Origin of the sequence: Caldimonas thermodepolymerans (genome assembly GCF_015476235.1) — a bacterium.
Taxonomy (GTDB): Bacteria; Pseudomonadota; Gammaproteobacteria; order Burkholderiales; family Burkholderiaceae_C; genus Caldimonas; species Caldimonas thermodepolymerans.
Window position 1 is genome coordinate 3,065,809 of the sequence record NZ_CP064338.1, and the last position, 11,366, is coordinate 3,077,174.

At 70.1% G+C, this 11,366-nt stretch carries 10 protein-coding genes; 4 read left to right on the forward strand and 6 right to left on the reverse strand.

Going from position 1 to position 11,366, the window contains the following annotated elements:
* Window positions 1-78 precede the first annotated feature (78 nt).
* From IS481_RS14435 to IS481_RS14455, 5 genes are all read right to left on the reverse strand, one after another.
* A complete protein-coding gene (locus tag IS481_RS14435) occupies window positions 79-2,397 on the reverse strand; it encodes a methyl-accepting chemotaxis protein (protein WP_419186854.1) in 2,319 nt (772 codons plus the stop codon).
* A 35-nt stretch (window positions 2,398-2,432) separates the two neighbouring features.
* Complete coding sequence (locus IS481_RS14440) at window positions 2,433-2,972, reverse strand: chemotaxis protein CheW (RefSeq protein ID WP_104357854.1); 540 nt, start codon at window positions 2,970-2,972, stop codon at window positions 2,433-2,435.
* A gap of 71 nt (window positions 2,973-3,043) precedes the next feature.
* Window positions 3,044-3,409, reverse strand: a complete 366-nt coding sequence (locus IS481_RS14445; protein ID WP_104357853.1) for a response regulator transcription factor — start codon at window positions 3,407-3,409, stop codon at window positions 3,044-3,046.
* A gap of 99 nt (window positions 3,410-3,508) precedes the next feature.
* Window positions 3,509-3,910, reverse strand: a complete 402-nt coding sequence (locus tag IS481_RS14450) for a response regulator (RefSeq protein WP_104357852.1) — start codon at window positions 3,908-3,910, stop codon at window positions 3,509-3,511.
* 42 nt (window positions 3,911-3,952) lie between these two features.
* Complete coding sequence (locus IS481_RS14455; RefSeq protein ID WP_104357851.1) at window positions 3,953-4,105, reverse strand: rubredoxin; 153 nt, start codon at window positions 4,103-4,105, stop codon at window positions 3,953-3,955.
* 157 nt (window positions 4,106-4,262) lie between these two features.
* Between IS481_RS14455 and thiD the strand changes: the two genes are divergently transcribed.
* From thiD to mpl, 3 genes are read left to right on the forward strand one after another with little or no spacing between them, the layout of a single operon-like run.
* Window positions 4,263-5,186: a bifunctional hydroxymethylpyrimidine kinase/phosphomethylpyrimidine kinase gene (thiD, locus tag IS481_RS14460; RefSeq protein ID WP_232529310.1), complete on the forward strand. Its 924-nt coding sequence runs from the start codon at window positions 4,263-4,265 to the stop codon at window positions 5,184-5,186.
* On the forward strand, window positions 5,176-6,462 hold the full coding sequence (hemL, locus tag IS481_RS14465) for a glutamate-1-semialdehyde 2,1-aminomutase (protein WP_104357849.1): 1,287 nt from the start codon (window positions 5,176-5,178) through the stop codon (window positions 6,460-6,462). The genes thiD and hemL overlap by 11 nt, the downstream gene beginning before the upstream one ends.
* A 47-nt stretch (window positions 6,463-6,509) precedes the next feature.
* Window positions 6,510-7,877 (forward strand): UDP-N-acetylmuramate:L-alanyl-gamma-D-glutamyl-meso-diaminopimelate ligase, encoded by a 1,368-nt coding sequence (mpl, locus tag IS481_RS14470; RefSeq protein WP_104357848.1) that lies wholly within the window; start codon window positions 6,510-6,512, stop codon window positions 7,875-7,877.
* 21 nt (window positions 7,878-7,898) lie between these two features.
* On the opposite strand, the gene IS481_RS14475 is transcribed toward mpl, so the two are convergent.
* Window positions 7,899-10,379: a zinc-dependent metalloprotease gene (locus IS481_RS14475; RefSeq protein WP_170067472.1), complete on the reverse strand. Its 2,481-nt coding sequence runs from the start codon at window positions 10,377-10,379 to the stop codon at window positions 7,899-7,901.
* A 359-nt stretch (window positions 10,380-10,738) separates the two neighbouring features.
* On the opposite strand from IS481_RS14475, the gene IS481_RS14480 reads away from it, so the two are divergent.
* Complete coding sequence (locus tag IS481_RS14480) at window positions 10,739-11,329, forward strand: YqiA/YcfP family alpha/beta fold hydrolase (protein ID WP_104357846.1); 591 nt, start codon at window positions 10,739-10,741, stop codon at window positions 11,327-11,329.
* Window positions 11,330-11,366: the final 37 nt, after the last annotated feature.

Genomic DNA, 11,366 nt, shown 5'->3' on the forward strand with positions numbered 1-11,366 from the left:
CGGGGGATGCCTCTCTCGGTCAAAACCAGGTCCCAGTGCAAGCAGGGGCGGCCAGGCCGCCCCTTGTCCCTGCGGCGATCAGTTGATCTTGAAACGTGCCACCGACTGCTTCAGCTCTTCCGCGGACTTCGACAGCTCGCGCACCAGCTGGGCCGTCGAACGCGTACCTTCACCGGTCTGCTCCGTCACCGCGAAGATGTGCTGGATGTTGCCGGCCACCACGTTCGCCGATTCGGCTTCGCGCAGCGCCTGCGCCGAGATCTGCTCGATCAGGTCGGCCAGCTGGCGCGACACGCGGTCGATCTCGCCGAGGGCGGCACCGGCCGCGTCGGACAGCTTGGCCCCCTCGACCACGCCCTGGGTCGAGCGCTCCATGGCCGCCACGGCGTCCTGCGTGTCGGTCTGAATGGTCTTCACCAGCGCCGCGATCTGGCGCGTCGCGTCCGCCGAGCGTTCGGCCAGCCGCTGCACTTCCTCGGCCACCACCGAGAAGCCACGGCCCGCTTCACCGGCCGAGGCGGCCTGGATGGCGGCGTTCAGCGCCAGCACGTTGGTCTGCTCGGTAATGTCGGAAATCAGCTCGGTGATTTCCCCGATCTCCTGCGACGATTCGCCCAGCCGCTTGATCCGCTTGGAGGTTTCCTGGATCTGCTCGCGGATCGCGTTCATGCCGCCGATCGCGTTTTCCACCGCCGCGCGGCCCTGGGCCGTGGCCTGCAGCGACTGGCGGGCCACCTGCGCGGATTGCTGGGCCTGCGCGGACACCTCGTTGATTCGGTTGGCCATCTGCAGCACCGACTCGCCGGTCTCGCGGATCTCGCGCAGCTGCTCGGTCGAGGCGGCCAGCAGCTCGGTCGACGTGGCTTCCACCTGCTGCGTGGTCTCGGTCACGCGCGCCACCGTGCCCTGCACCTGGGCCACCAGGGTGCGCAGCTCTTCCACGGTGTAGTTCACCGAGTCGGCGATCGCGCCCGTGATGTCCTCGGTCACCGTAGCCTGCTGCGTCAGGTCGCCCTCGGCCACCGTCTGCAGTTCGTTCATCAGCCGCAGAATGGCCGCCTGGTTGGCGTCGTTGACGCGCTTGGCTTCCTGCTCCTGGCGCTCGGCCTCGAGCCGTTGCTGCTCGGCGATCAGGGCGCGCTGGCGCTGGTCCTGGATGTAGGCATAGGCCAGGCCGGCGATGCCCAGCAGCGCCAGCAGCAGCGAGACCGCGACGAAGATCAGGTTGGCGGTACCGAAGCCGGCTTCGTTCGACAGGCGCTCCTGCACCGCTTCCAGGCCTTTGCGCAGCGGTTCGCTGTCCGCGATGATCGACGCCTGCGCTTCACGCGCGGACACCAGGCCCTGCAGGTTGCCCAGGATCGCGCCGGCCTGCGTGCGGGTCTGCTCGTACAGCTCCAGCAGCGCCTCGAGCCGCTCGCGGGTCTGCTCGTCGCGGGTGCCGGGCAGGCGCAGCTCGGGGCTGCCGTCCTTCAGGCCCTCGGCGATCTCGCGGAAGGAGTTCAGGTCCTTGCCCAGCAGGAACACCGCCTCGGGACTCACGCCTTCCATCGTCAGGAACTCGTTGGCCGACTTGCCGATGCGCTGGGTCAGCATCACGAGCTGGCCGGCGGCGGAGATCTCGGCGGGCGAGGCGTTCTGCTGCAGCTTGAGCGAGGAGATGGTCTCGGCGATCTCCAGCAGGTCCGACGACTGGCGGTTGATCGCGCGCAGCGCCTGGCCGACCTGGGTCAGGATCTGCTGCTGCTCGAGCACGGTGGTGGCGTTCTTCTCGGCGCGGTCGACCAGCGGCATCAGCGGCGCGAGCACCTCCTGCACCGCGGGCGAGGCCGGCTGCAGGCCGGTGGCCCCATCGCCCTGGCGCAGGCCGCGGGCGTCACGCACCAGCACCGTCACGCTTTCCTTGACCTCGGGGAAGGCCTGGGGGCTGCCCACCAGCGCCTGCGACACGGACTTCGCGAGCCGCTGCGACTGCATCAGCGCCTGGCCGGTGGCACCCACCTGGGCCGCGACGCGGTTGGCCGACGTCTGTGCCAGGAACACCACCAGCACCAGGCCCAGCAGGCCGGCACCGGTCAGCGACCACAGCACGCGCTGCTGGGTGTTGGACGGCAGGTGCCCGATGACCGGCATCGCCACGCCGCCGGCCTCGCCCTCCAAGCTGGCCGTGCGGGTCTCGGCGAACTCGCCGGGCAGCTCGGACGGGGCGGCTTCGGAGATCATCGAAGAATCGCTGGCGACGGTCGACACCGGTGCGCGGTCCAGCGCCGCCGCGCCGCCAGGGCCCGGCAGCGGCAGATCGCCGAGCGCCTGGGTCCCTCCATCGAACGACGCGTCCGGCCCGTCGTCTGCGGACGACTTGCTGCCCAAACCTTTGAACTTGTTGAAGAACCCCATATTTCCCTCTAGCTCTCGCTCGAATTCGGGACCGATCAGCCCACGATCTTCAAAAAGGCCTCGTCGCCGGCCAACGCGCTGAGGCTCAGCTCCTGCCAGCGGCGGCCCTGGCCGTCGCGGTAGCGTCCACCCACGAACGACGGCCGCACCCGGCCGTCGTCGGCTTCCGCCTGCAGCTGTTCCTTGCTGCGCAGCCCTGCCAGCCGCTCGACCAGCAGGGCGCAGTTGACTTCCAGCGCCGGGTTGAAGGCCACCAGGCGGGCCTGCTCTCGCAGGCTGTCCGACGGCGCCACGGTCGAGGCGGTGTTCCTGAAGCCCAGGAAGCCTGCCAGGTCCACCAACCCGTGCAGGCCGCCGCGCAGGTTCGCCACGCCGAGGAACCAGGACTTGGTATGGGGAACCGTCACGTAAGCGCCAAAGGGAAAGATCTCGCCGGCCTCGGACAACGGCAGCAGGAACCCCTGGCCGGCCGATTCCACCGCCAGCCAGTTGGCCGTGCGAGCCTCGCTACGGGCCGCCTGCAAACGTTCGGCCAGCCGGCTCTGCAACTCACGCAGCGCTTCTTTTTTCGCCATTCGTCTCGCCTGTGGTCCTGTGGGATCGCGCGCGGGCGTCCGGTCGTGCTGTACGGTTGCGCCCGGACGGGTCAGTCGAACGCGCGGATCTTGGCGATCAGTTCATCAGGATCGACCGGCTTGACGACATAGTCGCGCGCGCCCTGGCGCATGCCCCAGACCTTGTCGGTATCCTGGTTCTTGCTGGTGCACATGATCACCGGCACGTCCGCGTAGTTGGGGTCGCGGGTGATGGAGCGGGTCAGCTGGAAGCCGTTCTGGCCCGGCATGACGACGTCCATCAGGATCAGGTCCGGCTTTTCCTCGGCCAGGCGACGCATGGCTTCGTCGCCGTTCTCCGCGGTGCGCACCGAATAACCCTTCTTGGTCAGCAGCTCGGAAAGGAAGTGCAGCTCCGTTTTCGAATCGTCCACCAAAAGGATCTTCTTGACTGGCATGACTCAGTTCCTCACTCGTTGCCGCATCGAGGCGGCCTCTTCCTTACAATGTGTACGGGCGGATGATTGTGATGCGGCACCGCGCCGTCAGTCTGTGTATTAAGTCGCCCGACTGCTGTATTGCTCCACGGCCTGGAGCAGTTGATCCTTGGTGAACGGCTTGGTCAGGTAGTCCTCGGAGCCCACCATGCGCCCACGGGCCTTGTCGAACAGGCCGTCCTTGGACGACAGCATGATCACCGGGACCTGGGAGAATTTGGGGTTGCGCTTGATGATGGCGCAGGTCTGGTAGCCGTCCAGACGGGGCATCAGGATGTCGCAGAAGATCAGGTCGGGCTCATGGTCGTTGACCTTGGCCAGTGCGTCGAAGCCGTCCTCGGCCAGCACCACCTGGTATCCACCTTGCTTCAGAAAGATTTCGGCACTGCGACGTATCGTGTTGCTGTCGTCGATCACCAGCACCTTCGTGGTGGCGCCTGCGTTCGTCGCGTTATCGCTCACTGACCCCTCTCCTCAACGACTTGCGTGACAGGTTTGCGTCGGCTAAATCTGAACCATCTCGAAGTCCTCCTTGCGGGCGCCGCATTCGGGACAGGTCCAGTTCATCGGCACTTCGGCCCAGGGGGTACCGGGCGGGATGCCATGCTCGGGGTCGCCGGCGGCCTCGTCATAGATCCATCCGCAGATCAGGCACATCCAAGTTCGAGACTCGCTCACTTTGTATCAGTTTCACTACAATGATGCGAGCCATTGTAGCCTTACGAATACACGAAACCGCGAGGGTTTGTGCGAACTTACACGTGATTGTTCACGTGAATCCTGTCTCTGCATCACGTAGCCCAACCGGCTTCCCATGACCACTGAATCCGCCCCCCTAGAGACGCCGCAAGATCCGGCCCAGGACCTGACCGGTCCGCCGTGCGTGATGACCTTCAACGCCAACGACCCGAGCGGGGCCGGGGGGACGGGTGGCGACGTCGCCACCCTGTGCGCGATGGGGGCCCATCCCCTGCCCGTGGTCACCGCGGTGCTGATCCGTGACACGGCCGAGGTCTTCGACCACCACACCATCGACGACGACGCCATCGTCGAGCAGGCGCGCAGCATCCTGGAAGACGCCGCGATCTCGGCCTGGAAGGTGGGGTTCCTCGGCAGCGCCGAGGGCGTCAGCGCGGTCGCCGAGGTCCTGAGCGACTACCCGGACGTCCCGCTGGTCACGCACCTGCCCAACCTGTCCTGGATGGACGAGGCCGCCCACGAGGCCTACCACGAGGCCTTCCGCGAGCTGATCCTGCCGCAGACCGAGGTGCTGGTCGGCAACCACAAGACGCTGACCGACTTCCTGCTGCCCGAATGGGACGCGGACCGCCCGGCCTCGCCGCGCGAGCTGGCGATGGCTGCGGCTGACCACGGCACCCGCTTCGTGCTGGTCACCGGCGTGCAGCTGCCCGACCACTACGTCGACAACGTGCTGGCCTCGCCCGAGGGGGCGATCACCGGCGAGAAGTTCGAACGCTTCGACACCACCTTCATCGGTGCCGGCGAGACGCTGTCGGCCGCGCTGGCCGCGATGCTGGCCAACGGCGCCGAGCTGCACATCGCCGTGTCCGAGGCGCTGGCCTTCCTGGACCAGACGCTGGACGCCGGCTTCCGGCCCGGCATGGGCTCGGTCGTGCCCGACCGCTTCTTCTGGGCCCAGCCGCCCGAGGAAGGCGGCGAGGCCCAGGAAGGCGCCGACGACGCCGAAACTTCGCAAGATCCCCGACATGTCCACTAACGCAGCCCTGTTCGAGCGCGCACAGCGCGTCATCCCGGGCGGCGTGAACTCTCCCGTGCGTGCCTTCCGCGCGGTGGGCGGCACGCCGCGTTTCATCCAGCGCGCCGAAGGCGCCTACGTCTACGACGCCGAAGGCCGGCGCTACATCGACTACATCGGCTCCTGGGGCCCGATGATCCTGGGCCACGGACACCCGGCGGTGCTCGAGGCCGTGCACAAGGCCGCCGACGAGGGCTTGTCGTTCGGCGCGCCGACCGAGCGCGAGATCGAGCTGGCCGAGGAAATCCTCAAGCTGGTGCCGTCGATGGGCCAGGTGCGCCTGGTCAGCTCCGGCACCGAGGCGGCGATGAGCGCGATCCGCCTCGCGCGCGGCGTCACCGGCCGGCCGAAACTCATCAAGTTCGAGGGCTGCTACCACGGCCATGCCGACGCGCTGCTGGTCAAGGCCGGCTCGGGCCTGGCGACCTTCGGCAACCCGACCAGCGCCGGCGTGCCGCCCGAGGTGGTGCAGCACACCCTGGTCCTGGAATACAACAACGTCGAGCAGCTCGAGCAGGCCTTCGCGCTGCACGGTGCCGAGCTGGCCTGCGTGATCGTCGAGCCGATCGCCGGCAACATGAACTTCGTGCGCGCCAGCGTGCCGTTCATGACCCGGCTGCGCGAGCTGTGCACGCGGCACGGCGCGCTGCTGGTGCTCGACGAGGTGATGACCGGCTTCCGCGTCGGCCTGCACGGCGCGCAGGGGCTGTACGCGCAGCTGATCCCGGGCTTCCGGCCGGACATCAGCGTGTTCGGCAAGGTGATCGGCGGAGGCATGCCGCTGGCGGCCTTCGGCGGCCCGCGCGAGGTGATGCAGCACCTGGCCCCGACCGGCCCGGTCTACCAGGCCGGCACGCTGTCGGGCAACCCGGTGGCCACCGCCTGCGGCCTGGCCACGCTGAAGGAAATCCAGCGCCCGGGCTTCTTCGAGGCGCTCGCGCAGCGCACCCGCACGCTGGTCGACGGGCTGGCCCAGGTGGCGCGCGAGGCGGGCGTGCCGCTGGTCGCCGACAGCGAGGGCGGCATGTTCGGCTTCTTCTTCCTCGAGCAGCTGCCGCAGAACTACCAGCAGGTCATGGCCAGCGACAAGGAGCGCTTCAACCGCTTCTTCCACGGCATGCTGGAGCGCGGCGTCTACCTCGCCCCGGCCCTGTACGAGGCCGGCTTCGTCAGCGCCGCGCACGGCGCGGCCGACATCGACGCCACGCTGGCCGCAGCCCGCGAGGCCCTGCGCTGAGATCCTGCCGGCCGCCGCGTGCGGCCGGCGCTTCATTCGAGCATCCGATGCACCTGCACATCCTCGGCATCTGCGGCACCTTCATGGGCGGGATCGCCGCACTGGCCCGCGAGGCCGGCCACCGCGTCACGGGCTGCGACGCCGGCGTCTACCCGCCGATGAGCGACCAGCTGCGCGCGCTCGGCATCGACCTGATCGAGGGCTACACGCCCGACCAGCTGGCGCTGCGGCCCGACGTCTGGGTGATCGGCAACGTGGTCACGCGCGGCAACCCGCTGATGGAAGCCATCCTGGAAGCCGGGCTGCCCTACATCAGCGGCCCGCAGTGGCTGGCCGAGAACGTGCTGCAGGGCCGCCACGTGCTGGCCGTGGCCGGCACGCACGGCAAGACCACCACGACCTCGATGCTGGCCTGGATCCTGGAGCACGCCGGCCGGCAGCCGGGCTTCCTGGTCGGCGGCGTGCCGGAGAACTTCGGTGTCTCGGCACGCCTGGGCACGCCGGCGCCCGAGGGACGGCGCGCGCCGTTCGTGATCGAGGCGGACGAGTACGACACCGCGTTCTTCGACAAGCGCAGCAAGTTCGTGCACTACCGGCCGCGTACCGCGGTGCTCAACAACCTCGAGTTCGACCACGCGGACATCTTCGAGGACCTGGCGGCGATCGAGAAACAGTTCCACCACCTGGTGCGCACGGTGCCAGGCTCGGGACGGCTGGTGGTCAACGGCCGCGAGGCCTCGCTGCAGCGCGTGCTCGAGCGCGGCTGCTGGAGCGAGACGGTGCGCTTCGGCGTCGCGGACGGCTGGAGCGCCGCGGGCGACCCGCAGGCCTTCGACGTGCTCAAGGCCGGGCAGCCCGTCGCGCGCGTCGCATGGGCGCTGCTGGGCGAGCACAACCAGCTCAACGCGCTGGCCGCGATCGCGGCGGCCGAACACGTCGGCGTCGCACCGGCCGAGGCCGCGGCGGCGCTGGCGACCTTCCGCAACGTCAAGCGCCGGCTGGAGCTGCGCGGCGAGGCCGGCGGCGTGAAGGTCTACGACGACTTCGCCCACCACCCGACGGCCATCCGCACCACGGTCGACGGGCTGCGCCGCAAGGTCGGCGCGCAGCGCATCCTGGCGGTGTTCGAGCCGCGCTCGAACACCATGAAGCTGGGCACGATGAAGTCGCAGCTGCCGTGGGCGCTGGAACAGGCCGACCTCGCCTTCTGCCACGGCGGCGGCCTCGGCTGGGATGCGGCCGAGGCGCTCGCGCCGATGGGCGGGCGCGCCCGGGTCGAGGACAGCATCGACGCGCTGGTCGAGCGCGTGGTCGCCGCAGCACGGCCGGGCGACCACGTGCTGTGCATGAGCAACGGCAGCTTCGGCGGCATCCACGCGAAGCTGCTGGCCGCCCTCGCGCAGCGCGCCGGCTGAACGCCGCCGCGCCGACGCGCTTCAGCTTCTCGTCATCGAGGCCTTCAGCGCCTCGCCGAGCAGCGCCAGGCTGTCCTGCAGGTGCGCCTGCGTCTCGACCGACAGGCGCCGGTTGCCCGCGGCGCGGCGCAGCTGCGCCTGCAGGTGCACCGCGTTGTAGCGCAGCAGGCTCAGGGCATCGGGCGGCAGCTCGGCCGAGCCGCGCGTCAGCAGCACGGCCACGCGCCTGAGGTGCTCGCGCTGCAGGTTGCGGCGCAGCCGGTCGATGTCGGTGCCGGCGCGCAGCTCGCTCCACACCGCGTCCTGCACCGTACGGTAGACCTCGTGCAGCGAGATCGCCTGCGCTGCGCGCTCGCCCAGGTAGTTGGGCAGGTCCAGCAGGCGGCGCGCCACGCCGCCGCTCAGCAACCGGTCCAGCGCCGCGGCCTGGGCACCGAGCACGGCGTCGGGCACGCTCACCGGCCCTTCCGTGCGGCGGTCCAGGTAGTCGGGCGGCAGGCTGCTCAGGAACTCGGGACGGAAGCGGAAGCTGTCGGTGCTGAACAGGCCGGTGGTCAGCAGCCGCAGCGCCTCGCGTTGCCGGGCCGGATCGACCGGCGTGTAGGTGCGGCGCGGGCTGGTGCCCGGCAGGTCGCGCACCTGCACCATGCCGCCCACGTACTTGCTCGCCAGCTCGGCCGCCCGGGCCACCTGGCGGAAGCCGTTCATCAGCAGGCGACGCTGCCGCATCGGGTCCTCGCCGGACGGCGGCTCGCGTTCCTGCACGCGCTGCCACAGCTCGTAGGACAGGCGCAGCCGCCGCGCCGCGTAGGCCAGCGGGTCGTCGCCGAGGTCGAAGCGGTTGGCCAGCGGGTCGATCCCCTCGAAGCCGCCGTAGCCGCCCGCATCGTGGTCGTCGGCATAGGCCAGCTCGGGCTCGACGCTGCGCGCGGCAATGCGTGCCAGCTCCTCGGCCTCGCGCCCGGGGTCGATCGGCTTGTAGGCGTATTCGATCGCCCAGTAGTCGTACGGACCGAGCGTCGCGTGGCTGTAGGCGCCCTGCGGCTCGCCGGCCAGCGCCAGGTTGAACGCGTTGTAGTCCATCACCGATCCGGAAATGCCGTGCGCGCGGGTGTAGTCGGGGTCGGCGAGGCGTTCGCGCGGCACCACGGTGGAGCCCTTGAAGTTGTGCTTCAGGCCCAGCGCGTGGCCGACCTCGTGCATCACCGTGCCCTTGATGACCTCCTGCACGAAGGTCTCCTCGGCCTCGGGTGTCGCGGCATCGAGCAGGCCGCGCACATCGAGCACGTCCAGCGCGAAGTCCAGCTCGGCGGCCACTTCGGCCGCGTACCGGCACTGCGCGTCCTCGTGCACGGGGCGTGCCGCGCCCTGCCCGCCGGGCGTGCGCGCGCCGGCCTCCTCGGCGAAGAAGCGACGCGAGCTGCGCGAGAACACGTCCGCGATCGCGATGTCGGCATCGAGGATCTCGCCGGTGCGCGGATCGGAGTGGTGCGGGCCGCGCGCGTAGGTCGCGTCCGCGCCCACGTACCAGCGGATCGAGGCATGCCGCGCGTCCAGCGTGTCCCAGTCGGCGTCGGCCGGCTGCTGCCGCACGACCAGCGCGTTCCTGAATCCGATGCGCTCGAACGCCTTGTTCCACTCGAGCACCCCTGCTGCCACTGCGGCGCGGTAGCGCTCCGGGATGTTGCGGTCCAGCCAGAACACGATGGGCCGGACCGGCTCGGACAACGGTGCGTCGGGGTCGCGTTTCTCCAGCCGCCAGCGGTTGATGTAGTGCACCCGCGGGTTGCGCCGTTCCTCGGCGGCCAGGTCGGTGTGCGCGTCGGTGAAGTGGCCCAGGCGCGGATCGGCGCGGCGCGGGCGCATCGGCTGCTCGGGCAGGCGCGCGAAGCTGTAGACGAAGCCGACGAAGAAGCTGCGCGCATCCGGCGTCGTCACGGGCGGCCGGGCAGGGCCGCTGGCGGGCAGGCGCGGCGTGGCGAAATGCAGGCGCACGGCGAGCGTGCTCATCCCGGCATGCGCCTGCGTGCGCTCGAAGAAGGAGTTGGTGCGGTCCAGGTTGTACTGCAGGCGGAACGCCGCCTCAATGCGGGTCGCATAGCCGGGCAGGTCGCCGAGCAGGAAACTGGCGTCGACCAGTACCGAGCGGCGTTCGGGGTGCTCGGTGCTCAGCACGGGGGTCGAGGCCAGCAGGCTGTCGGAGAAGGCCTGCTCCAGCGCCTCCTGCAGCGGCGCGTTGCCGTCGGCGCGGTAGCCGAGGTTGCGCGCGACCAGCTGCATCTGTTGGCCCACGCGCCGGAAGCTCGCCACCCAGCTGGCGTCCATCTGTCCCGCGTACAGGCCGCGCTCGCCGACCGAGCGCGCGACGTTGGCCGACAGCAGGAAGGGCTGCTCCAGCCGGGCGAGCGGCACCTCGATCCACACGCGCTCGTCCTTGCGCCACAGCGGGAAGAAGCCGGGCGTGACGGTCGCGCCGCGCACCACCTCGTCGAAGGGCCGCAACGCGGTCGCTCCGGGACGGGCGGCGGGGCCCTCCGGCACGGCAGCAGGCGTCGCGGCGGAGGCGGCCGCCGGGGCGACCGGATGCGTCGCGCAGCCGCCTGCGGCGAGCAGGACTGCCAATCCGCCGCCAGCCCACCAACGCATCGACATGGGTGTCACTGCCTGTCCTCGTCGTCCGACCCGGGTGGCGCGCACGCGCCACGAAGCATGGACCAGTATAGGAAGCCCCGCCGGATTTGCCTCCCCGACAACCCGGGGCTGGACGACGTGCACGCCGCCACCGTGCGCTGTGCCACGGTCCGTGACCCGGGCTAGACTGGTCGGCAGCTCCCATCGTTTCCTGCCCGAGACTTGCTGCCGTGACTTTCTCCCACCTGCTCTACCTCCATGGTTTCCGCTCCTCGCCGCAGTCGATCAAGGCGCAGAAGGTCGCCGCACGGGTGGAACGGCTGCGCGTGGCGGGACGCCCGCTCACCTGGTGGTGCCCGCAGCTGCCGCCCTCGCCGGCCGAGGCGCTGGAGCAGGTGCTGCGCGGCGTGGCGGACTGGCCGGTCGAGCGCATGGGCGTGATCGGCAGCTCGCTGGGCGGCTACTACGCCACCGTGGTGGCCGAGCGGCTCGGCTGCAAGGCCGTGCTGCTCAACCCCGCCGTGGACCCCGCGCGCGACCTCGCGCGCTACATCGGCGAGATCCAGGCCTGGCACAGCAGCGAGCGCTTCTGGTTCCGCGCCGAGTACGTCGACGAGCTGCGCGCGATGCAGCCCGGGCCGCTGACGCACCCCGAGCGCTACTTCGCGGTGATCGCCAAGGGCGACGAGGTGCTCGACTGGCGCGAGATGGCGGCCCGCTACCGCGACTGCCCGATGCGCCTGCTCGAAGGCAGCGACCACGGCCTGAGCGACTTCGACGACCACATCGACGCGGTGTTCGACTTCCTCGACGGCCGCTGACGCCCCACCAGCAACCCCGCGGCGCGACAGGATGCAC